General features: G+C 70.0%; 24 protein-coding genes and 1 pseudogene. 11 read left to right on the plus strand and 14 right to left on the minus strand.

What is annotated here, in order from left to right:
* Window positions 1–217: 217 nt before the first annotated feature.
* Together HC362_RS01430 and HC362_RS01435 are read left to right on the plus strand one after the other, a co-directional pair.
* On the plus strand, window positions 218–1,033 hold the full coding sequence (locus tag HC362_RS01430; protein ID WP_243081928.1) for an SAM-dependent methyltransferase: 816 nt from the start codon (window positions 218–220) through the stop codon (window positions 1,031–1,033).
* An 84-nt stretch (window positions 1,034–1,117) separates the two neighbouring features.
* The gene (locus HC362_RS01435) at window positions 1,118–1,531 is read left to right on the plus strand and encodes a RidA family protein (protein WP_243081931.1); all 414 of its coding nucleotides are present in this window, start codon (window positions 1,118–1,120) and stop codon (window positions 1,529–1,531) included.
* A 68-nt stretch (window positions 1,532–1,599) separates the two neighbouring features.
* On the opposite strand, the pseudogene HC362_RS01440 reads toward HC362_RS01435, so the two are convergent.
* A pseudogene (locus HC362_RS01440) lies at window positions 1,600–1,891 on the minus strand (hypothetical protein); the annotation flags it as partial.
* A gap of 95 nt (window positions 1,892–1,986) precedes the next feature.
* Between HC362_RS01440 and HC362_RS01445 the strand changes: the two are divergent.
* Entirely contained in the window at window positions 1,987–2,691 is a 705-nt protein-coding gene (locus HC362_RS01445; protein WP_243081932.1) for a GNAT family N-acetyltransferase, read from the plus strand.
* A gap of 46 nt (window positions 2,692–2,737) precedes the next feature.
* Entirely contained in the window at window positions 2,738–3,250 is a 513-nt protein-coding gene (locus tag HC362_RS01450; protein WP_243081934.1) for a hypothetical protein, read from the plus strand.
* Between the two features lie 78 nt (window positions 3,251–3,328).
* On the opposite strand, the gene HC362_RS01455 is transcribed toward HC362_RS01450, so the two are convergent.
* The 3 genes from HC362_RS01455 to HC362_RS01465 all read right to left on the minus strand — a co-directional run bounded on the left by HC362_RS01455 (window position 3,329) and on the right by HC362_RS01465 (window position 5,819).
* Window positions 3,329–4,198, minus strand: a complete 870-nt coding sequence (locus tag HC362_RS01455; RefSeq protein ID WP_243081935.1) for an alpha/beta hydrolase — start codon at window positions 4,196–4,198, stop codon at window positions 3,329–3,331.
* 123 nt (window positions 4,199–4,321) lie between these two features.
* On the minus strand, window positions 4,322–4,828 hold the full coding sequence (locus HC362_RS01460) for an anthrone oxygenase family protein (RefSeq protein ID WP_243081936.1): 507 nt from the start codon (window positions 4,826–4,828) through the stop codon (window positions 4,322–4,324).
* Between the two features lie 187 nt (window positions 4,829–5,015).
* Window positions 5,016–5,819, minus strand: coding sequence for a DUF1963 domain-containing protein (locus HC362_RS01465; RefSeq protein WP_243081938.1), 804 nt, complete (start codon window positions 5,817–5,819; stop codon window positions 5,016–5,018).
* 135 nt (window positions 5,820–5,954) lie between these two features.
* Between HC362_RS01465 and HC362_RS01470 the strand changes: the two genes are divergently transcribed.
* From HC362_RS01470 to HC362_RS01480, 3 genes are all read left to right on the plus strand, one after another.
* Window positions 5,955–6,488, plus strand: a complete 534-nt coding sequence (locus HC362_RS01470) for an HD domain-containing protein (RefSeq protein ID WP_279240055.1) — start codon at window positions 5,955–5,957, stop codon at window positions 6,486–6,488.
* Window positions 6,489–7,274: 786 nt separating this feature from the next.
* On the plus strand, window positions 7,275–9,611 hold the full coding sequence (locus HC362_RS01475) for an ABC transporter ATP-binding protein (protein ID WP_347568406.1): 2,337 nt from the start codon (window positions 7,275–7,277) through the stop codon (window positions 9,609–9,611).
* A 384-nt stretch (window positions 9,612–9,995) separates the two neighbouring features.
* Window positions 9,996–10,472, plus strand: a complete 477-nt coding sequence (locus tag HC362_RS01480) for a polyketide cyclase (RefSeq protein WP_243081944.1) — start codon at window positions 9,996–9,998, stop codon at window positions 10,470–10,472.
* Between the two features lie 237 nt (window positions 10,473–10,709).
* Here HC362_RS01480 and HC362_RS01485 read toward each other — a convergent pair whose 3' ends face one another.
* A complete protein-coding gene (locus HC362_RS01485) occupies window positions 10,710–11,390 on the minus strand; it encodes a TetR/AcrR family transcriptional regulator (protein WP_243081945.1) in 681 nt (226 codons plus the stop codon).
* Window positions 11,391–11,532: 142 nt separating this feature from the next.
* Between HC362_RS01485 and HC362_RS01490 the strand changes: the two genes are divergently transcribed.
* Window positions 11,533–12,666, plus strand: coding sequence for an NAD(P)/FAD-dependent oxidoreductase (locus tag HC362_RS01490; RefSeq protein ID WP_243081947.1), 1,134 nt, complete (start codon window positions 11,533–11,535; stop codon window positions 12,664–12,666).
* Window positions 12,667–12,799: 133 nt separating this feature from the next.
* On the opposite strand, the gene HC362_RS01495 is transcribed toward HC362_RS01490, so the two are convergent.
* The 3 genes from HC362_RS01495 to HC362_RS01505 all read right to left on the minus strand — a co-directional run bounded on the left by HC362_RS01495 (window position 12,800) and on the right by HC362_RS01505 (window position 14,939).
* Window positions 12,800–13,435, minus strand: coding sequence for a class I SAM-dependent methyltransferase (locus tag HC362_RS01495; RefSeq protein ID WP_243081948.1), 636 nt, complete (start codon window positions 13,433–13,435; stop codon window positions 12,800–12,802).
* A 28-nt stretch (window positions 13,436–13,463) separates the two neighbouring features.
* Window positions 13,464–14,153 (minus strand): ribonuclease H, encoded by a 690-nt coding sequence (locus HC362_RS01500; RefSeq protein ID WP_243088308.1) that lies wholly within the window; start codon window positions 14,151–14,153, stop codon window positions 13,464–13,466.
* Between the two features lie 69 nt (window positions 14,154–14,222).
* Entirely contained in the window at window positions 14,223–14,939 is a 717-nt protein-coding gene (locus HC362_RS01505; protein ID WP_243081949.1) for an SDR family oxidoreductase, read from the minus strand.
* Between the two features lie 70 nt (window positions 14,940–15,009).
* Here HC362_RS01505 and HC362_RS01510 point away from each other — a divergent pair, with 70 nt between their 5' ends.
* A complete protein-coding gene (locus HC362_RS01510; protein ID WP_243081950.1) occupies window positions 15,010–15,840 on the plus strand; it encodes a helix-turn-helix transcriptional regulator in 831 nt (276 codons plus the stop codon).
* Here the strand turns inward: HC362_RS01510 and HC362_RS01515 are convergent.
* Together HC362_RS01515 and HC362_RS01520 are read right to left on the minus strand one after the other, a co-directional pair.
* Window positions 15,837–16,940 (minus strand): chitinase, encoded by a 1,104-nt coding sequence (locus tag HC362_RS01515; RefSeq protein WP_243081951.1) that lies wholly within the window; start codon window positions 16,938–16,940, stop codon window positions 15,837–15,839. The two genes, HC362_RS01510 and HC362_RS01515, sit on opposite strands and share 4 nt — an antisense overlap.
* A 205-nt stretch (window positions 16,941–17,145) precedes the next feature.
* Window positions 17,146–17,691, minus strand: coding sequence for an AAA family ATPase (locus tag HC362_RS01520; RefSeq protein ID WP_279240056.1), 546 nt, complete (start codon window positions 17,689–17,691; stop codon window positions 17,146–17,148).
* Window positions 17,692–18,132: 441 nt separating this feature from the next.
* Here HC362_RS01520 and HC362_RS01525 point away from each other — a divergent pair, with 441 nt between their 5' ends.
* Window positions 18,133–18,561: a hypothetical protein gene (locus tag HC362_RS01525; RefSeq protein ID WP_243081952.1), complete on the plus strand. Its 429-nt coding sequence runs from the start codon at window positions 18,133–18,135 to the stop codon at window positions 18,559–18,561.
* A gap of 13 nt (window positions 18,562–18,574) precedes the next feature.
* Window positions 18,575–19,009, plus strand: a complete 435-nt coding sequence (locus tag HC362_RS01530; protein ID WP_243081953.1) for a hypothetical protein — start codon at window positions 18,575–18,577, stop codon at window positions 19,007–19,009.
* A gap of 168 nt (window positions 19,010–19,177) precedes the next feature.
* Here the strand turns inward: HC362_RS01530 and HC362_RS01535 are convergent, their stop codons facing one another.
* The 4 genes from HC362_RS01535 to HC362_RS01545 form a co-directional block, all read right to left on the minus strand.
* Window positions 19,178–19,600, minus strand: a complete 423-nt coding sequence (locus tag HC362_RS01535; RefSeq protein WP_243081954.1) for a DUF6223 family protein — start codon at window positions 19,598–19,600, stop codon at window positions 19,178–19,180.
* Window positions 19,601–19,818: 218 nt separating this feature from the next.
* Complete coding sequence (locus tag HC362_RS34855) at window positions 19,819–19,947, minus strand: hypothetical protein (RefSeq protein WP_279240057.1); 129 nt, start codon at window positions 19,945–19,947, stop codon at window positions 19,819–19,821.
* Window positions 19,948–19,990: 43 nt separating this feature from the next.
* The gene (locus HC362_RS01540; protein WP_243081955.1) at window positions 19,991–20,314 is read right to left on the minus strand and encodes a multidrug efflux SMR transporter; all 324 of its coding nucleotides are present in this window, start codon (window positions 20,312–20,314) and stop codon (window positions 19,991–19,993) included.
* The gene (locus tag HC362_RS01545) at window positions 20,311–20,979 is read right to left on the minus strand and encodes an NAD(P)H-dependent oxidoreductase (protein WP_243081956.1); all 669 of its coding nucleotides are present in this window, start codon (window positions 20,977–20,979) and stop codon (window positions 20,311–20,313) included. The genes HC362_RS01540 and HC362_RS01545 overlap by 4 nt, the downstream gene beginning before the upstream one ends.
* Window positions 20,980–21,097: the final 118 nt, after the last annotated feature.

Here is a 21,097-nt window from a genome sequence, read left to right on the forward strand (position 1 = left end):
GAACGTCGTCCAGGCTCCGCCGTTCGATGCAATGCGCGCCGCTCTCTCCCCGGGCCTCCGGCTCCCCAACGCATTTGCGACGCAGCAGTGTTGGGAGTGGGGCAGGGGACAGAGGCGCCGACCTCGCCGCCGTGCGCGCCGAGGCACCGCCGTAGGGTGTCGATCAACGAGATCGTTGGCCCCGGCGGACCACCGGGGCGGATTGTGTGGGGCACTGATGGCGGAAATCGGGGACGGGCAGCGGCCACTCAGCACGGGTACGGCGCACTCGGCGCGCGTCTACGACTACATCCTGGGCGGCAAGAACCACTACGAGGCCGATGTCGCGGCCGGTGAAGCGATGGTCGAGGTCTGGCCGGCCCTGCCCGTGCACATGAGAGCCAACCGGGCGTTCATGCTGCGAGCGAGCCGCCACCTCGCGCGCGACTGCGGCATCCGGCAGTTCCTCGACATCGGCACCGGCCTGCCCACCTCCCCCAATCTGCACGAGGTGGTCCAGGAGGCCGAGCCGACCGCCCGCGTCGTCTACGTCGACAACGACCCGATCGTGCTGAACTACGCGCAGGCGCTGCTCACCAGCAGCCCGCAGGGCCGTACCACCTATGTCCACGCGGACATGCGGGACCCGGACGCGATCCTCGGCTCTCCCGAGTTCCGCGCCACCTTGGAGCTGGACGAGCCGATCGCACTCCTGGTCATCGGGATGCTGCACTTCATCCACCCTGCCGACGACGACCACGGGCTGCTGCGCAGGCTGCTGGATCCGCTGCCGGCCGGCAGCTACCTTGCCGCGACCATCGGCACCGCGGACTTCGCGCCGCAGGAGGTGGGCCGCGTCGCCGAGCAGTACGCGGCGGAAGGGATGCCGATGGTGCTGCGGACCCACCAGGAGGCGTCCGCGTTCTTCACCGGCCTGGAGCTGGTGGACCCAGGCGTGGTGCAGGTCCACAAGTGGCGCCCCGACCCGGACGACGAGCCGGTACGGGACGAGGACATCGCCATGTACGGTGCCCTGGCCCGCAAACCCGACTGAGTCCGACCCGACCAGGACAAAGCCTCAAGACCCGTGCCCGGTCCCGGTGCGGTCATCGGGGGATGATGCAGCACAATGCCCTGCATGATCGAAGGCATCCACACGGAGAACGCCCCGTTCGTGCGCTTCCCCGACGGCACCGAGCCACCGCTGTCCCAGGCCATCAGAGTCGGCGACCTGGTCTTCACCTCCGGCCAGGGGCCCCTCGACCCCGCCACGCACGCGATACCGGACGACTTCGCCGCCCAGGTGCGGCAGGTACTGCACAACCTCGTCGCCGTCTTCACCGCCGCGGGCAGTCGGAAAGACCTGGTCGTCAAGTGCACCTGTTACCTCGACGACAGGCAGAACTTCACAACCTTCAACGAGGTCTACCGCGACTTCTTCGCCGACTGTCCGCTGCTGCCGGCCCGGACAACGGTCATCACACAACTCGTACGGGAAGGCGTGCGCGTCGAGATCGACGGTGTCGCCGCCCTCCCCACAGCAGGGCAGTAGACGAGCCCAGCGGGCCCGGGCCACCGCCCGGGCCCCGGTCCGGGCGGTGGCCGGTGCCGGGCGCAGCCTCAGCGGCGGGCGTGGACGGTCTTCAGACGTCCGAATGCCATGGTCCCGGAGATCCGGACCTCGGCCCGCCGGACCGGGATGGCCGCCGGGCCTCGTAGCGCAGGTCCCTCCACCCGGTGCGCAGACCCCCGACGTGGACGACCGCGTCCCGAGGCACCGTGATTCTGGCCCCCCGGTTCCCATCCCCAGCCCGATGTCGACAACTTGATGCTCGATGATCGCCCAGGACAGGTCCAGGCGCACCCTCCCGTACGCGGACCCGACCTTGAGGTTCCTGGGGACCCGCCGTGCCGCGACGGATCTTCCGGGTCGGCCGGAGTCGGGGCTCCGCAGCCGGGGGTGGAGAATGCGCTCGAACGACGGCGTACAGGCGGAGGCACAACACGATGACGAGCGGGCACACTGCGGCTCTCGACGATCCGGTGAGCGAGTCGCTGCGCGGCCACCACGCCGGCCTCGGGCGCCGACTCGGCCGAGCCGCCACCTATCTGTCGGAAGTCGCGACCTTCTCGTCGGTACCCGCCGACGCGGAAGCCGCGGACTGGGCCGACCTCGCGCGGCTCCTCGGCCGCGACGCGTTCGCCGACATGTTCAGCTGCCCGGCGCCACCCCCTCCCAACTGGGAGCCGGTTTTCGTCCTCGACGGCCGACAGCTGATCTGGTCGGGCGGCAGCCGCCCCGACCAGGCCCGAGCCGGGACCGGTGCCGACGTGGTCGAGCTGGGGGCCGACGATGTGCGGCAGATGCTCGACCTGGTCGCGGAGACCCGACCGGGGCCCTTCTGGGCGCGCACCCATGAACTCGGCACCTACCTCGGTATCCGCGTCGGCGGCAGGCTGGTGGCCATGGCGGGCGAGCGGCTACGGCCCCCGGGATGGACCGAGATCAGCGCCGTCTGCACAGCTCCCCAGGCACGCGGGCAGGGCCACGCCGCCCGCCTGGTCGGCGCCTTCGTCACACGCATACTGGCGCGGAACGAACGCCCCTTCATGCACGTGGCCGAGACGAACAGCGCCGCCATCGCGCTCTACGAACGGCTCGGCTTCGTGACCCGCAAGCGCGTGACGTTCCGCGGCTTCCGCACCCCGTAACCGTACGTCCAGCCCAGGCCAAGGGTCCGAAGGCTAGGCTTCGGACATGCTCAGCCAGCACGGGTCGGCGCGTCCCACCGATGACCAGTTGTCGGTCATCGACAGCCTGTGCGCCCTGCCGTTCCCCGAGCAGGAGGGAAAGCCTGGAAGGGACGGCAGGTGGAGCGGGCCCGGATACCACCTGGTCGTACTCCGGGAGAGCCAGGACTTCTGGGATGACCGCAGCGAAGAGGTCGTCGAGGCAGCCGAACGTGAGCTGGAAGCGGATCTCGCCGTACTGGCCGCCACATTGACCGACCGCTGGGGCAGCCCCCAGACGGTCGCTCTGTGGCCGTATCTCGGGTTCGACACCGACGACACCTACGACACCGACGACCCCGGCCCCGGCTCCGTGGCCCCCGAGCCGTTCCTCTTCCTGTCCGGCGTCGCAGGCGACATGCACCTGTGGCGGTTGCCCGACTCCGGTCGTTGGCTCGCCTTGACGATCGGGCAGGCCGACCCGGAATGGCCCTTCCAACTGCTCGCCGCCGTGGGTGAGACGTCGGCCCTCCGGCCCTGACAAGCGGGAGGCGCGGCACGCGGGGGTGACCGTCGCCTCGCCATGTGTCCGAGCCGGGGGCCCGCGGAAGAACGGCCGTCAGCCGGCTGCGTCGAGAACCTCGCGCAGCTTGCGCGCGAAGGCTTCCGGCTGTCCGGGATAGCCGAACTCGCCGTCGAGGAAGCCGCCATGGTGGCTGGGGAACACCGTCGGTGGCTGACCGAGCAGTTCGGCGGTGGCCGTCGCGGTGCGTCCGGTCACCGTCTTCATCGATTCCTCGCCCACCGCGATCACGATCCGCGTCGGCGCTGCGGCCAGCGCGTCCACCTCGGGCCGGTAGCTGCTGACCGCCCAGGACCGCTCGGAGAGCAGCGGATCGTCACGGGAGCCGTCGTCCTCGGTCGGCATCCCGAACGCGGCGGGATCCGGTGCGGGCTGGTCGAAGTAGTCGGCGGTGAACTCGCCCTGCCACGACGTCATCGCGAGGAAAGCTGCCATTCCGGCGCCGAAGCCCTTCGCCTCGTACGCGTCGCGGATGTCGGCACGGGCGCGCTCCGCGGCCTGGGCGTCGGGGAGCACCGAGAAGAGCGGCGGCTCGTGCGCCACCAGGGTGGTCACGTCATCGGGGTACGCCGCCACGAGGGCGAGCGCGGTCACCGCACCGCCGCTGCTGGCGAACAACTCGACAGGGCCGGTGCCGAGCGCCTCGATGACGGCGTGCACGTCGGCAGCCTGCACCTCGGGGTCGTGGTCGGTCCGGCCGTCCTTGCGGGTGCTGCGGCCCAGGCCGCGCGGGTCGTAGGTGACCACGGTGCGGTCGGTGAAGTGCGTCGCCAGCGCTCTGAAGCCGCTGGCGTCCATGGGCTGGCCGATCATGAGCAGTGGCGGGCGTCCGTCGGTGGTCGGCAGCGGGCCGCGGACGTCATGGACGAGGTCGGCAGCGGGGGTCTTGAGCGTTTGCGTAGCCATAACCGTCATAATCGTGCAGACCGGTCCGACGCCGAGAACTCATCGGCCACGCCCACAGCTCTTCGATGTTTTCGTCAGCCCGGCCGGCATCCTAGGCCGGCCGGACCTCGAAGGACAGACAGCTCAGGCCCGGCCTGTTGCGTGGCCGACGCGCATGGCCCAGGCGAGGCAGCCCAGCGCGGCCGTAGTGACCAGCGTACGTATCACGTTCCACCGGACCCAGGCCGCCTCGAAATCGTCGCGGACAGCGGCGAGGTCACGGATCGCGCCGGGCTTCCCCGCGGCGGCCAACTTGTCGTTGAGCGGCACGTTGAGGCCCATGGTGATGGCCAGCGAGACCGCGTAGAGCACCACGCCCGCGATGATCCACGGCAGCGCCGGCCGGCCCTCACCACGCCAGTGCAGGGCCGCCGCGATCCCGCCGAGAACCAGAGCTCCGCCGAACGCGAGCCCGAACCAGCCATTCAGGATCGCTACGTTGATGCGCTGCATCGCCTCCACGAAGGTGCGGTTGTCCGAGCGGCCGAGACCGGGCATCACGGCGACCGAGAAGGCGAAGTAGAGACCCGCCATCAGGCCGGTCGTGAGCGTGGTCGCGAGCAGTACGAGGCCGCGGAGGTCACCGTTCATGGCATGTCCCTGTGGTCGGTTGTGGGAGCGGACTGTGCAGGGGATTGGGGTCGGCTGGTGTGTGACCACCAGTACAGCCGCGCCTGCCTGACCTCGGCCATCGCTCAGAAGCTCACAGCCATGCGCGCTCGTCCAACCCGCTCCCCCGTAGGCGACCGCGACTACGGCGCCCAGGCGGGAGGGGTGATCAGAACGCGTCGACGTATACGTACACCCGGTCGAAACGGAGGGCGGCAAGGTCGGCCCGGGGTATCACCCAGTGGAAGAGGGCCGACTCCAGTTCCTCGCAGTCGTCCCCGCCGCGCCAGGTGGCCAGCAGTGTCCAGTCGTCTCCTTCCTCTCCATCCGCTCCTTCCGCGACGGACAGCGGCTCCTCTTCCCGGGCCACCTCGACCGGGTCCCAGTTGAAGGCATTCGGGTGTCCGCCGAGCTGAAAGCGCCAGTGCGGGCGCCAGCCGACCACGTGCGACCAGGCGGACTCCAGCTCGGCCTCCCGCTGCGACTCCTCGTCGTCGTCCTCCTCCGGGGTGGGCCATGACCACTGGTGGAAGCAGAGGTCCAGCCGCGCCCGGTGGTACGTCACCGGGCCCGTGTCCGGATCGACCGGCCGCTCGGACGACGGTGTCCCGGCCGGTATGTACCGCACCGCGTCGGCGGTCACATGCCCGCTGCCCGGATCGGGGTCGGCGAAGAACAGCAGCCGGCCCTCGGCCGGCAGCGGCAGGTCCGTCGCCCCAGGGGGAAGGGACGCACAGTCGACGGCCGCGACGAAGGCGGTTGTCGGCGTGGGGGCGCCCTCCGGCAGGGGCGGGTTCCCACCGGTCACTGCCGCTACCGGGCCGGGGCCGTCCTCGGCAAGGTAGACCGCCGGGCGGGCGATGCGGATATACGCCTCCACCTCGGCCGCCGGAATCCCCCGCGCGGCGGCCTCAGTACGGAAGCGGGCGGCCCTGGCCGCGGGGGTCTCGTCAAAGGTTGTCGTATCGGTCATGGGAAGACTCTAAGCACGCTTGTCGAGCGCATGTGCAACCGCGCTGGCGAGACTCAGGGGTTCCTCGGCACTTTCGCAGGTGTTGGCGCCACAGGGCCGTCCATAGGCTCCCAGCATCAGCGAACACCCCATGTGATGCGGACATATCTCTTCGGCTGTGTGCTGTTCGACCAGCGGGACGTTCGCTATGACCGCGAGTTGGTATTCGTCGCGGCAGCCTTGCACGACCTCGGGTTGGTCGAGGCGTATCGGAGTCCGATTGAGCGCTTCGAAGTGGACGGCGCCGACGCCGCCCAGCGCTTCCTGCGGAAGCAGCGAATGTCGGATGACCGGGTGGCGGTCGTCTGGGACGCGATCGCCCTGCACACCAATGCCGGGATCGCCAACCGGAAGAGGCCGGAGGTCGCCATGGTCTCCGTCGGCTCCGGACTCGACTTCACGGGGAACGAGTTGCGGAGGATCCTCTCCGACACTCTCGGGGAAATACTCACCGCCTTCCCCCGGGAAGGGTTCAAGCAAGACGCGCTCGCCAAGATGCTGTCGCTGTGCCGCGACAAGCCCATCTCGGTGCAGATGCACCCCTTCGCCGAGGTCGGCCGCCGTCACATCCCCGACTTCTCGGTGCCCACCGTGGAAGACCTGCTGCTCGCCGCCCCCTTCGAGGAGTGACGGCCCAGAGAAGACGCCCCCTCAGGGGAGAGGGGGGCAGCGCCATCTGTCATGCTCAGCTCCTCTGGAGCCGTTGCGGTCAGTAGACGATGCTCGGTGCGGTCTGCGGCGAGCCATGGACCTTGTGGGCGAGTGCACCACTTTCGGTCAGCTACCTGGCCGTGCAAGTAGGGCAGTGCCCACATAGCAAGACAGTTGCTTCCTACCAGGGCATCGCCGAGGAGCTGCCTGGTCACTGTGGCAGGGCGGCTGAGAGAAGTGGGGCCAGCGGGAGCGCTGTCCACTGGCGAGCCACCAGACCAAGAGCAACTGCGGCTGACGGCATCCCCTTGACAGCGCTGCAGCGGATCGACCTGCTCAAGCCGGGGCTTCGACTCGCAGCACGAACGGGTCTTCGCCTCAGGCCGGGCGCACCCCCCGTGGGCGCGGGGTCGTGCCCCGGCACCGCGTCGGCTGCCGACCCGGGCCGCCGCGTTGCGTACCTCTGGTCGACGGGTCGGCTGTTCACCCGTTCGGACCAACACTCAGGGACTTCTCCGGGGCAGTTCCGGAGGCAGGCCTTTCCGTGCCGTGACACGCGCCAGACGGGTTCGTTGAAGCAATTGCTGTCGGTGGTGCTGTGGCTTGTGCCGGCGCGTCACCGTGGCATCCCGTGTCCGGAACCCAGCGATTGTTGCGATGGCCTTGACCGTGAGCCCACCCGTCCATGCCCCGATGTCGCACAGCGCTCGCTCGAGAACTCTGCTGCGGCCCCGCTCGGTCGTCCCGGGCCGCCAACGCTGGGAAGTGGATCCTGTCCGCGGCCGGCCCAACCTTGCGCGGCTGATCGAGGCGTCGCTCATCCAGGCCCCCGGCATCGAGGAGGTACGCGCCAGTCCGGTCACCGGGCGGGTGCTCCTGCGGCACGACCGTACGCTCAGCCCGCGGGAGGCCGCCCGGTTGCTGGGCAGGGCAGTCGACCGGGCACGGACCGCCTTGCTCAAGTCCGTGCCGACTGCGCGCGGCCGCGACTCGACCGCGCAGCCCGCCGGGAGTGGTCGCGAACGGGCGGAACCACCACAGGACACCGGTTTTCACAGCGGTCTCCATGGCGGTCGCGCAGCGGGGCTTCACAGCCAGAAGGAGGGCGCGACCACCAGGAGTTGGCTTCCGGTGGTCCTCGGACTCGGTGGTGCGACTGCGGCGGCCGTCGGCGGAGGTTCATTCCTTCTCGGGATCTTCAGCAGCCCCCTCGTCGCTCTCGGAGTAGCGGCCGCGGCCACGACAGTCGTCGTCCGGCGGACGAGCCGCAGATCCGCAGCGCTGATACAGCGGCAGTCGGACGGTGCCGCTCCGCAGCAGTCGGACGGAGCCGTTCCGCGTCGTCATGCCCTGTGGCGCCTCATGGGCCCGCACAAGCGCCAGTTCGGCGTGGCAGCACTGCTGTCGGGGCTCTCACAGCTGGCGGAGATGGCGTTGTTCGCGCTGACCCCGTCCGCCGTGCTGGTGCTCGCCAAGGGCGGCAGTGCCACCCTGGCCGGACTGGGCGTGCCCAGCCTCGCCGGTCAGTTGTCGATGCTCGCGGGAGCCGCCGGGCTGGCCTGCCTTGCCATGTCGGCCGCGGGCTACGGTGCCGGCGTCGCCTGGCGCCGACTGGGACATGACGTCGAAGCCGACTGGCGAACCCGCGCCTACGCGCACGTCCAGCAGGCTGCGCCGGCCGACCTGGAGAGCGAGCGCGTCAGCCGGGTCAACACTGTCCTGTCGGAGGACATCAGCCAGTTCGGCGTCTTCATCGGCTCGCATATGCACGACGTCGTCCAGATGGTGGCAAGCCTGGGACTGCTCGTCCCCATGTTCGTGTTCGTCGCGCCACAGCTCGCCTGGTTCGCCTTCCTGCCTGTGCCGTTCATCGCCTGGCTGACTTTCCGCCTTCACGAGCGCGCGGTCACCAGTCACGCCCACTCCGAGGCTCAGCGTGCGCAGTTGAGCAGCCGGATGACCGAGAACCTGCACGCCCATACGACCATCAAGTCCGCGGTCACCGAGAAGCACGAGCTGTCCCGCATCGGCGAGCTGAACCAGGAGTGCAGCGTGGCTGACCGCGCCACGGCACGCAGCGCCGCACTGCTGCGCAACCTCCTGCGTCTGGTCGGTGGCTCGGCCCTGGTCGGCACGGTGTTGCTGGGCGGCAGGGCCGTACTGCGGGGCAAGCTGTCGCTCGCGGCGTTCGGCCCGATGGTCGAGATGCCGGGTATCGCCCTGTCGCGGATCTCCAGGATGGGCAGTGCCTCCGACCAGTACCAGCGCACTCTCACCGCACTGGACCGGGTGGAGCATCTGCACGGCCTCCCTGTCGAGCCCGTCTCCGAAGGGCGCGACCTCCCCCTCCAGCAGGTGAAGGGAGAAGTCGAATTGCGGAAGGTGACCTTCTCCTACCCCGGACGGGCCCCGGCCCTCCACGACACGTCACTGCTCATTTCCCCCGGTCGGACCACCGCCATCGTGGGCACCACCGGCGCGGGCAAGACCACCGTCGCCAAGCTGCTGCTGCGCTTCCGCCACCCCGACCGGGGGCAGGTGCTGCTCGACGGCGCCGATGTGCGCACCCTCGCCCTGCCCGACCTGCGCCGCGCCATCGGATACGTCGCTCAGGAGCCGTTCCTGTTCGACGCATCGGTCGCGGACAACATCCGCTACGGCGCCTTCCACACCACTGACGACCAGCTCCTCAGCGCCGCGCGCACCGCCGGAGCCGACGCATTCATCCAGTCCCTGCCGGACGGCTACGGCACCATGATCGGGGAACGGGGTGCCGCGCTGTCGGGCGGCCAGAAGCAGCGCATCGCGCTGGCCCGCACCATCCTGCGCGATCCACCGGTCGTCATCCTCGACGAGGCGACGTCCGCGGTCGACAACGAGACCGAGGCCGTCATTCAGCAGGCACTGCATGTGTTCGGGACGGGCCGTACGATGGTCGTCATCGCCCACCGGCTGTCCACCGTCCAAAGCGCCGACCGGATCTACGTCATGGGCTCGGGCGGCCGGGTGATCGAACAAGGCGCGCATCGGGAGCTCGTGGCACGCGGCGGTACCTACGCCAACCTCTGGAAGCTCCAGACGGGCCAAGCGGCGCTTGCCTGACGGCTCCGTTGCACCGGTTGCAGGCTCCATGGCTCCCATGGCTCCATCCTCGGCGGACGATGGAGCCATGGGAGCCAGAGGGGCCCCGAGTGGTCCGGAACTGCGTTGAGTGAGAGGCGTGACGTCCTTGGCCTCGCTCCCGGGCCGGGCCGCGTTTCCGGAGGAGCCCGCGCGGCCGAGAGCGAGAGTGACCGTGCACTTCATATCTTCAGCGGGCTTGAAATCGATTCACCCGGCAGGAGCAGCAGCCCGTCCCCCGGCCCTCTGCAACGACCGATGAGTTCTGCCGCGCCGCGCCGTCTACACCTTGAGAACGCCCCCTCTTTCGCGCCCGCGCGGGAGGGGACGGAAGACTAAGAGGAGATGACAAGGAGCGTGCACGCAGTGGACCAGGAGAAAGTGACCGTCACCCTGACCGCAGCTGCGCCCGCCGCGAGGCTGTTCGCGGTGCTGGCGGACCCGACGACCCATGCCGCGATCGATGGCACCGGCTGGGTCCAGGAAGCTGTCGACCGTGCACCGCTGACCGAGGTGGGGCAGGTCTTCCGGGTCGGCATGTACCACGCCAACCATCCGGACGGTGCCTACCAGGTGGCCAACAAGGTCCAGGTGCTCGACCCGCCGTACGCCATCGGCTGGCTGCCTGGGCAGGAGAAGGAGGACGGTCACCTGGAGTTCGGCGGCTGGACGTGGCGTTACGACCTCGCGTCGCTCGCTCCGTCCGAGACCGAGGTGACGCTCACCTACGACTGGTCGGCGGTGCCGCAGTTCATCCGGGAGTACATCCAGTTCCCGCCGTTCGGCCCCGAGCATCTCACCAACTCGCTGCACCACCTGGCCGAGCTTGACTCCAGACCGTGACGCCACCGGTCCGTCGATCCTCAGCCTCCGAGTCCTCGGATGCGGACGACAACGGCCGGGCCGACCGCCGCTGCCGACGAGGACGGTGTGCTCGCGCTGCCCATGCGGCTTTGCTCGCCCGCGCATGCCGACGCCGGTAGGAGCTCCGCCGCCTTGTCCATTCGGCAGGCTCCGCCGCCTTGCCCATTTCGAGGGAGCGTCCGCGCCAAGCGGGTGCCGTGCTCCCGTCGGGAACGACTACCGACGAGCGGTGAGACCGGCGAGGATGAGGTCGATCCCGGCGAGGAACTCCGCGCGGTCATCATGTTCGCGCAGTTGGTCGGTGACGCTGCGGGTGAACGCGTACTCGTCGGGGTCGAGCTCTGCCCATGCGGTCGCCACGGCGTCGAGGAACTCGGTCCGGTCCGTGTTCGGCTGCACTGTCCGGGCGTTGACGGCGTTGGCGGCGTTCTGACCGGCCACTCCGAGGATGTAGTTCAGCAGCGCGGACGCCGCGGTGAACTGGGCGGCTGCGGGAACATCGAGCGCCTGGACCTGGCGTCCGATGCGTTCGAAGACCCGCAGCATCGTCGACCGCCCGGGCGAGCGGGCCAGGTACGCGCCGATCCATGGATGGGCGTCGAGCGCGTCGAACACGCCCAGCGCGAGTGCGCGGATTGCTTCCTGCGGCGTCGCGTCGGTGTCGTCGTCGGTGAGGGTGGTGGTGACGACAGCGTCGGTGGCGGCGCCGAGGAGTTCGGCCTTGCCCGAGAGGTGCCAGTAGATCGCCCCGGGGCCGGTCGCGAGGCGCTCGGCCAGTGCGCGGAAGGTGAGGCCGCCCTCGCCCACCGTGTCGAGCAGTTCCACGGCGGCACTGACGATGCGCTCCCGGGAGAGCGGTTCCTGCCGTCGTTCCGGACGATGCGCCCTGCTTGCCATGCCCTCATCCTAGCCGCCTTGGAACACCGTTCCAGCTTGACAAGCACTGGAACACCGTTCCACCCTGAGAGCCCTGGAACGGTGTTCCAGGAATGACCTGCCGGGTGTCCGCCCAGCGGTCCGCGATCAGGAAGGAAGCACCATGACCCCACCGGTCACGATCATCGGCGCCGGACTGGGAGGACTGACGCTCGCCCGCGTCCTCCACGTACACGGCATCCCGGCGACGGTCCACGAAGCGGAGACGTCACCGGCGGCTCGTACCCAGGGCGGCTTGCTCGACATCCACGAGTACAACGGGCAGCTCGCGCTCAAGGCAGCCGGGCTGTTCGAGGAGTTCCTCGGCATCATCCACAAGGGCGCCGAGGCGTCGCGGGTGCTGGACAAGAACGGAAAGGTCCTGCTGGACGAGCCCGACGACGGTACCGGCGGGCGGCCCGAGGTGCCCCGCGGCGCCCTCCGGCGGATTCTGCTCGACTCACTGCCCGCCGACACGGTCCAGTGGGGGCGCAAGGTCACCGCGGCCCGGACCCTTGGCGGCGGCCGGCACGAGGTGACGTTCGCTGACGGGACGACCACGATGACCAGCCTGCTGGTCGGCGCGGACGGGGCATGGTCGCGGATCCGTCCGCTGCTGTCCGACGCCGAACCCGAGTACGTCGGCACGGCCTTGATCGAGACCTACCTGTTCGACGCCGACACCCGCCACCCGGCCGGCGCCCGGGCCGTCGGCGACGGCTCGCTCTTCGCGCTCGCTCCCGGAAAGGGGATCTGCGCCCACCGCGAGCCGGACGGCGTCCTGCACACCTACGCGACACTCAGCAAACCACAGGAGTGGTTGGACGCCATCGACTTCACCGACGCCGACGCGGCGACGGCCCGTGTCGCCGCGGAGTTCCACGACTGGGCCCCGGAACTCACCGCCCTGCTCACGGACGGCGAGACCGCCCCCGTCCCGCGCGCCGTCAACGCCCTGCCGATCGGACACCGCTGGGACCGCGTGCCAGGGGTGACGCTGCTCGGCGACGCCGCGCACCTGATGTGCCCCTCCGGCGAGGGGGCCAATCTCGCCATGTACGACGGCGCCGAACTCGGCAACGCCCTCGCCGCGCACCCGGACGACACCGAGGCAGCACTCGCCGCGTACGAGGAGGCCCTCTTCCCGCGCAGTGCCGCCGCTGCCGACCAGGCTTCCCGCGCACACAAGCTGTGCCTCGACGACAACGCCCCGCACAGCCTCGTCGACTTCTTCACCAACCACGGGCAGGCCGGATGACGACGGCCCCAACGACGAATGTCTGCTCAACCGCCCAACCGCCCAACCGCTCGACCAGCCGTACCGTCGCGGAGCGCGGCGTGGCGGAGAGCCGTCCGTGTCCCCTACCGAGGCGGTGCCGCAATCGGCGCGGTCACTGCCGGTCGCGGCGCGCCAGCAAGTGCGCGTCCAGGAAGCCCCGTTCGGAGGCCGGATCGTGGAGCAGTCGGGCGAACGGGACGAGCCCGGCTGCGGCCAGCAGCTCGGCGAACCGGTCCACGGGCCAGCTGTACGCGGGTGTCACCTTGTGGTCGAAGCGGACGGGCTCAGGTCCTTCGGTCGCGAAGAACGAGACCAGGAGCAGGCCCCCGGGCGCCAGAACACGCGCCTGTTCGGTGAGCAGCGCGGGCAACTCCTCAGGCGGGGTATGGATCATCGAGTAGTGGGCCAGCAGGCCGCCGAGCGTACGGTCCTCGACCGGCAGGGCCTCCATCCGCGCCTCGCTGAACCGCAGCGACGGATGGGCCCGCCGTGCGTGGGCGACCATGGCTGGGGAGAGGTCGAGTCCGAAGGCGTCCAGCCCCAGGTCGTGGAGCATGGCGGTCAGATGTCCGGGCCCGCAGCCGACGTCGGCTGCGCGCGGGTTGCCCGTCCCGCGCACCAGCTCGGCGAAGGTGCCGATCATGTTCCGCGAGAACGGCTGCGTCTCCAGCCGGTCGGCGAACATCGACGCGTACAGCTCGACGATCCCGTCGTAGGCCGCCCTGGTCTCCTCCTGGTACGCCACCACGGGGAGGAAGCTAGCACCCCTCACCGCGCTACGAGGAAGTGGCGTTCTCGCGGCAGGCTCGGTGGCCCCAACCCGAGGCGATCTTTGTGATCTCGGTGCCCGTCTCGTAGCGGGAGTCGCAGTGGCCGCAGCGCCCGGGAAACTTCGCCTTGATCACCGGGCCCCCTCCTCCCTTCGACGGGCGGCTCGTGCGGGCCTTGCGGGAGCGGGCCGGGTGCGGCTTGTCCTCGGTCGCGGGGCTCGGACGCGGAATGTCGGTGGCGCCGTGAGCGGTGCCGGCGGGAGCCTGCTCGGTGGCTGCCGTGCTGGCGGCCGCGTCGGCGATGGCGTTGAGCGGGTCACCGTCCACCTGGTGGGCCAGGACGTGCCGGAAGACCACCTCGCGGCCTTCGAGCAGGGTGTCGATACGGACCACGAGGTCCTTGTTGGCCACCGGCTTCTTGGACGCCGTCTGCCAGCCGTTGCGCTTCCAGCCCGCGATCCACTTGGTGACCGCGTTCATCGCGTACTGCGAGTCCATCCGGATCTCCAGCGGCACGGCCGGGTCGGTGGCCTCCAGCAGCTCGGCGAGCGCGGTCAGCTCGGCCACGTTGTTCGTCGTACGGCCGAGCGGGCCCGACTCCCAGCGCTGCGGGGTGCCCGCCGAGTCGGCGAGCACCCAGGCCCAGCCCGCCGGTCCCGGGTTCGACTTGGCGGCTCCGTCGCAGGCCGCAACCATGGTTTCTGGCATCCCTCGATCATGCCAGGTCCCGCGGATCCGCCACCCCGCCACCCCGCCGCCCGTTCGTCACCACGGCACCGGCGTTCCGTCCCAGGAGAAGAACCCGCCGGTCGGCCCGTCGTCCGGGAGCAGCGCCAGGCGTACAGCGCCCTGGGCGGCCTCCGCCGGGTCTCCGCCCGCTGCGGCCGACCGGGGGTTGAGGGCAGTGGCCCGCAGGCCGGGGGCGAGCGCGTTGACCTTGAAACCGTCCTCGGCCAGCGTTTGGGCGTACAGGACGGTGAGGGCGTTGAGAGCGGCCTTCGACGACCGGTACACGGCCGCACCGCCGCTGCCGGGGGTGAACTGGGGGTTCGGATTCGTGCTCCAGGTCAGTGATCCGGTCCCGCTGGACACATTGACGATCCGGGGGTGCGGGGAGCGGCACAGGGCCGGCAGGAAGGCGTTGGTGACCGCGGCGACCCCGAACACGTTGGTCTCATAGGTGCGGCGGAAGTCGTCCGTGGTGGATTCGGTCGGCGGGGCGAGCGAGGGCAAGACACCCGCATTGTTGATCAGTACGTCCAGGTGTTCGAGGTGTTGCGCGGCTGCGGCGATGCTGTCCTGGTCCGTCACATCGAGGACAAGTGCACGCGCGGCGCCGCCGATCTCTTGGACGGCCCGCCGCCCCCGCTCGGCATCCCGGGAGCCCACGTACACGCCGAAGCCCTCGGCCGCGAGCAGGCGGGCGATCTGCTTTCCGATGCCCTTGTTGGCACCTGTGACCAGTGCTGTGCGATCGTTCATGGCAGCCACCGTCCCCTGGCGGTGCCCGCCCTGCCAGGGACAACCTGTACCAGGCACCGGGAGGAGGATCATGGCGCGGCAGGAGCTCGCCCGTTTCCTGCGGGAGCGCCGCGCGGCTCTTCGTCCGCGCGAGCTCGGCCTTCCCACCGGCGCCCCGCGCCGGACGTCGGGCCTGCGCCGTGAGGAGGTGGCGGAGCTGGCCCATATGTCCGTCGACTACTACGTGCGGCTCGAACAGGCCCGCGGACCTCGCCCTTCGCCCCGCATCCTCGACGCGCTGGCCGGAGCCCTGCGGCTGACCGCGGCCGAGCGCAGCCATCTGTTCCGTCTGGCCGGAACGAGCGCTCCCCCGCCCGCCGGGGGTGCCGTACGGCGCGTGCGCCCGCACGTGGCCCAGATGCTGCGGCGCCTGCCGGAGACCGGCGCGATCGTCACCGACGCGGCCTACGGAGTCGTCGCCTGGAACCCGCTGGCCCGGGCCCTGCTGGGCGGTGACCTCGAGCGGAGGGCGGCGAACCCGGCCCGCCGCCGGTTCCTGGGCGAGGGGCGGTGGTCCGAGAGCTCGGACACCGAGGAGTTCGGGCACATCGTGGTGGCACGGCTGCGGCGGGCCGCCGACCGCTACCCGCACGATCGGCAGCTCGCAGCGCTGCTGGCCGAACTGCACGCCGGCAGCGAGGAGTTCCGTCAGCTCTGGGAGACTCGGCCGGTCCACGCCCCGGGCCATCGCACCAAGACCCTCGACCACCCGACGGCAGGCAGCCTGCGGCTCAACTGCGATGTCCTTCTCGTGCCCGAGGACGACCAGGAAGTCGTCCTGATCACGGCCGACCCCGGGTCGCCCTCGGCACGGTCCCTGCGCATGCTCGCCACGGCGGCCGAGCAGCCAGGGGCTCTCTAGCGGCCCTGCAGCGCCTTGACGTTGTCGCCGAACGTCCAGTTCTTCGAGCCGTCCCAGTTGAGGGACCAGGTCATCAGGCCCTTGAGCCGGCCGCCGTAGTGGTTCCACGCCTGGGCGACCTGCGACGGTGCCAGGTAGCCGCCGCCCGCGCCGGGCTGGGCCGGGAGGCCGGGAACCTGCTTGTCGTACGGCACGCGGATCGTGGTGCCCTGGACGACCAGGCCCTTGTCGAGGCAGTCGGTCTGGGCGGTGAAGCCCTGGACGGTGCCCGCGGAGTAGGAGTCGCCGCTGCAGCCGTACATGCTGCCGTTGTAGTACTGCATGTTCAGCCACCACAGGCGGCCGTTGTCGGCGTACTTCTTGATGATGGGGAGGTACGCGCCCCAGATCGAGCCGTAGACGACGCTGCCGCCCGTCACATAGGCCGTCTCGGGTGCCATCGTCAGGCCGAACCCTGACGGCATCTGGGCGAGGACGCCGTCGATGATGTGGACGAGGTTGGCCTGCGAGGTCGAGAGCTGGTTGATGTTGCCGCTGCCGACGAGGCCGGTCTCGATGTCGATGTCGATACCGTCGAAGTTGTACTTCTTCAGGATCGGCACGATGGTCTCGATGAACCGGTCGGCGACGGCGCGCGAGCTGAGGTCGATGCCGGCCGTCGCACCGCCGATGGACATCAGCAGGGTCTGGCCCTGGGCCTTGGCCTCGCACATCTCGGCCGGTGTCGCGACCTTGACGGTGGAGTCCATACCGTCCTCCCACAGCACCGTGCCGTCCGAACGGATCACGGGGAAGGCGGCGTTGAGGACGTTGTAACCGTGCGCGCGGATGCGGGAGTCGGTGATGGGGGTCCAGCCGAAGGGCGGGTGGACGCCGTTGGCGGCGCCGTCCCAGTTCTCCCAGTAGCCCTGGAGCACCTTGCCGGACGGCTTGCCCTTCACCGGGCAGGACTCGGTGGCCCGGGACGGCGGGGCCGCGGGGTGCCGGAGTTCCGCGGCGCGGGGGGCCGCTGCGGTGAGGAGCTGGACGACGCAGGCCAGTACCACGCCGATGCCGAGCAGATACCACGAGCGTCGTCTTCGAGCGGGCGTTCCGTGCATGCCGTGTTCCCTCCGCCTGTGTGTGGGGTCGCTGAGAGGGTTCTGCGGTCCAGACCTTTCGTCAATAGGTCTGGACCGGACGCGTGTCGCTGATCAGAGCGCCGCCGGTCCAGCGCCACCGGTTCAGCGCCGTCGGTTGTCCGTGCGCGGCGCCGGGCAGGAGTCGGCGTGCCCCCTCCGAAGGCGGGGGTGATGAAACATGCTCCTAGCCGTGGATCAAGGCGGCTGGGAGGCCGGTGAGGATCTGGTCCACGGTCTGGTCGGGGGTGTGCTGCGAGGTGTCCAGCCACAGCCCGCGGCGCGGCGTCTCGTCACGCAGGACCGCGTCGAGGCTGTCGACCGTCCAGGGAGCGCCGTAACCGCTCTTGCCCCGGCCCGCCTCGCGCCGGGCCACCGCGGCCGGGGCAGGGGCGAGGACCACCAAGTACAACGGTCTGGCCGTGACGGACCCAAGGTAGGCGTTCAGATGGTCACCCAGGATGACGTCCTGGACGACCACGGTCCATCCCGCCCGCGCGTACACGTCCGCCACCGCGGCGGAGGCCTGGTAGCGCAGCCGTAGCTGCGCCGTCGCTTCTTCGGTCGGCTCGGGCGTGATTTCCTCGCGACCGCACACGATCATCCGCCGGAAGCTGTCCCCGCGCAGGTGCACAGAGCGGTCGAGGCGTTCGGCCAACAGCTGGGCGACGGTGGACTTGCCGGACGCCATGACGCCCGTGATCACCACAACCGCGGATTTCAGCTCGTGCACTCCCCCCCCGCCGTAGTACCTGCGGGTCCCTCGCCTGACCCGGCACCGCCGACCTCTCGGACACCGCCGCGCCGGCCGACGTGGTGATCATACGTCGACGTTGCTGCCGCACACGTTGGTGACCGTATGGCGGCCGGTGAAGCGGTCGTATTTCTTCGAGGATCGCCGCGATGCCGAGCGCGGTTTCGAGCTCGGCGCTCACCGTGTACCCGAGGTCGGGGCTCGGCGGATATCGAGTATCTGCTCCGGTCCGGCGACACGGACGCCGTCCGGGACAGCCTCGCAGGCAAGGCTGTGACCAGCGTGGACACCACGGGAGGTGTCCGGGACAGCGGTTCCCCATTGTGAGGTGCGGCGTCCGCCAGGAGGCTCGGACCGCCAACTCCGCAGCGCGGCCTCCTCCTCAGGACGCCGCCGACAGAAAGCAAGGGGGTGTTGCGAATGGCACGGTCAGTCTGGCTGAGGAGAACGCTCCTGCCGTGTGCGGTCGCTGTGACGGCAGTGGTGATGCAGGCGTCTTCGGCGAGTGCCGGTACATGGAGCAACAAGATCAATGCCGGCTGGGGGCAGATGGAGGGTTACATCTCGCACGGCTCGTCCTCCAACACGGGCTGTTCGTACGCGAAGGTGAACAGCACGTACGCCTCAAGGCTGCATGACAACGACGCGGGCGACGGGCACGGGGTCGTCGGGTACCTCATGTACACCGACTGCGCGACCGGAAAGATCAAGCACAAGATCATCGGTGAGGCCCACTACGGCGGCACGGTGGGGCTCAGCACCAGCCCCGTCTACAACGCCAAGCTCCCCCGGTTCATGCTGTGCAGATCTTCCCAGGACGGCGGCAAGTGGATCGGCTGTGAGACGTGAGGGGGGACCGACGATGATGAAGCGCATTGCCCGGGTGATGGCGACACTCGGGGTCGTTGTCGCCACGCTGGTGCTCACGGCCACGAGTGCGCAGGCCTACTCCCGTGATTTCGCGCTGAACTCGACGGATGGCGGCTGGTACTACGGAGCGTGGGGTCAGGGAACCCTCAACACGAGTTCCGACGACTTCTCGAAGTGCTCCAGGCTCTGGGTCTCCAGCGGAAAGCTCTGGGACGAGGACGCTGACGGCAGCGGGGCCATCGCTTGGCTCGCCTACACCGACTGCGCCACCGGCGAGCGAAGGTACTTCAAGCTGGGAAGTGTGGCAGGGGAGGGAAAGAGCACCGCGCTGACGACCGCTTCGGTGTACAACGCCAAGCATCCGTCGGTGATGGTCTGCCTCTACAAGGGGTCGTCTCAGATGCGGGACTGCGGCTCCAGCTGGTAGAAGCCCCGGACAGGTTCGGTGAGCTCATCCGCACTGATCCGAGCGGTGTTCTTGCGGCAGGCCTCTCGCCCCGAGGGACCTGCCGCAAGGCGTTGCCGTGCTCCTGACGGCCGGTTCAGGAAGCGAGCGTCGGTCTCCGCACGCAGCCGAGTCGGCGGGCCGCCGCGGTCAGGCCGTGCGGCGGGAGCGGATCAGGGCCACCCCGCCGAGTGCGGTGCCGAGCAGTCCCACCAGCAGGGCCACGTAGGCACCGCCCAGCCCGTTGCCGGTGCCGAGCCCACCGTCGGCGGTGGCCGCGACCAGCCCGCCGAAGGTCATGCCGACGACCCCCGCCACAACAGCCGCCGCTGCCCCGAACGGCCCGTTGGAAGCCCCGAGACGACCGGCGGGCCGGGCCAGCGCCCGCCAGGCGATGACCACGCCGGCCAGCCCCAGCCCCGCTCCCGTGGCGGCTACGAGTCGTCCGAGGCTGATGGAGTAGACGCTCGCGGCGACCGGCTGGACCGAGGCGTGGGCGGCCGCCGGTGCGGCGAGCCCAAGGCACACGGAAAAGGCGGTCGCAACGACGGCGAGCAAGCGACGAACAGACATGAGGCACTCCCTTTTTCCTGTCCCTGCGGCTGGGTTTCGCCTGAGCATCTCCGCCGGGCCCGGTCCCGGTCGTCCGCCGGACGCGGACACTTCGCGCTGCCGCCGCCGCGTATCCGGCTACCGCGGACGGCGCAGGCGGCGCGGAGGTACTGCGAGTGCGGTAACCCGCGGCTCGTCGGGCGGCGGTGCTGACCGGCAGTCGGCCGTCGGTCGGCGCACTACTCGGTGATCAGTCGCTGGAGCCGGTCCACCGGGGCAGCCTGGAGGAGCTTCAAGGGGCTCCGGGCGGCCTCGTCGTCGCAGCGGAGCGTCGGCATGGACGCCGACATGGCCGCGATGGGGGGCACCGCTCCGTCCACGGACGGGCACGGCGGGAGGGCCCCGTTGCGCTCAGCTTTCGGACGTGGTCACGCGGGCCAGAGCCACGCCTGCGACGATCAGGCCGAGGGCGACGATACGGCCGACGGTCACGGGGTCCTTGTGGACGACGGCGCCCAGGGCGATGGCGCCGATCGCGCCGATTCCGGTGAACGTCGCATAGGCGGTGCCGACCGGCAGCTCCTTCATCGCCAGGGACAGCAGATAGACAGCGACCGCGGCGAGGGCGAAGCACAGGACCGTGGGCAGGGGACGGGTGAAGCCGGCCGTGGGTTTGATGCTCTGCGACCAGGCGACCTCGACCAGGCCCGCGGCGATGAGAAGCAGCCAGCTCACAGCGAGGCTCCGATCTTCCGGGCGGCCGCCAGCGCGGCCGCCCGGGAGGCGTCGTGTGCCTCGCGGTGAGCCGCCAGCGCGGGGTCGGTACGGGAGTTGACCAGCTCGGTGCCCAGGAAGGTCATGTCCTCGTCCGGGACTGCGAAGTGACCGGCGAAGAAGTCACGCAGGTAGCGCTCCTGGTGGTCGTACGGGTGGCGAGGGGTGCCGGGCCCGTAGGCGCCGCCTCGGGCGTAGGCCACGACGAATCGCCGTCCGGCCAGGGACATCCTCGGAAAGGTCACCTGGTCGATCCACGCTTTGAGCGAAGCGGGGATGGAGAAGTTGTACATCGGGGAGGCGATCAACACCACGTCGGCGGCGACGAGTTCCTCGAGCAGTGGCTCGATGACCGCCCAGGCGGCGGCCTGGGCCGGGGTACGCACTGCTTCCCGGTACCGCGCGATGTCGGTTATTTGGTGCTCCAGTACGTAGTCGCACAGTTCGGTCCACGCCTCGTCGATCTGAGGAACCGGAGTGAGCGCCAGGTCGCGGTGGACGTACGTCCCTTCCGGGTGCGACGCCCGCCAGCCGTCGGCGACGGCGTCACCGGCCTCCCGGCTGAACGAGCGGCGGCGAGCGCTGGCGTCGAGGTGCAGCAGCGTAGGGACGGCGGTGTTCGGCATGGGGGCGACTCCTGTCTCAGGGATGGTTCACCGGACGGCGAACCGGACGGCATGTCCGGTTGCGATGCGGCGACCTTACTACCAACTGGACACGGTGTCCGGTTATTTCTCGGACTGG

It is taken from the genome of Streptomyces sp. 891-h (assembly GCF_022760275.1).
GTDB lineage: Bacteria > Actinomycetota > Actinomycetes > Streptomycetales > Streptomycetaceae > Streptomyces > Streptomyces spirodelae.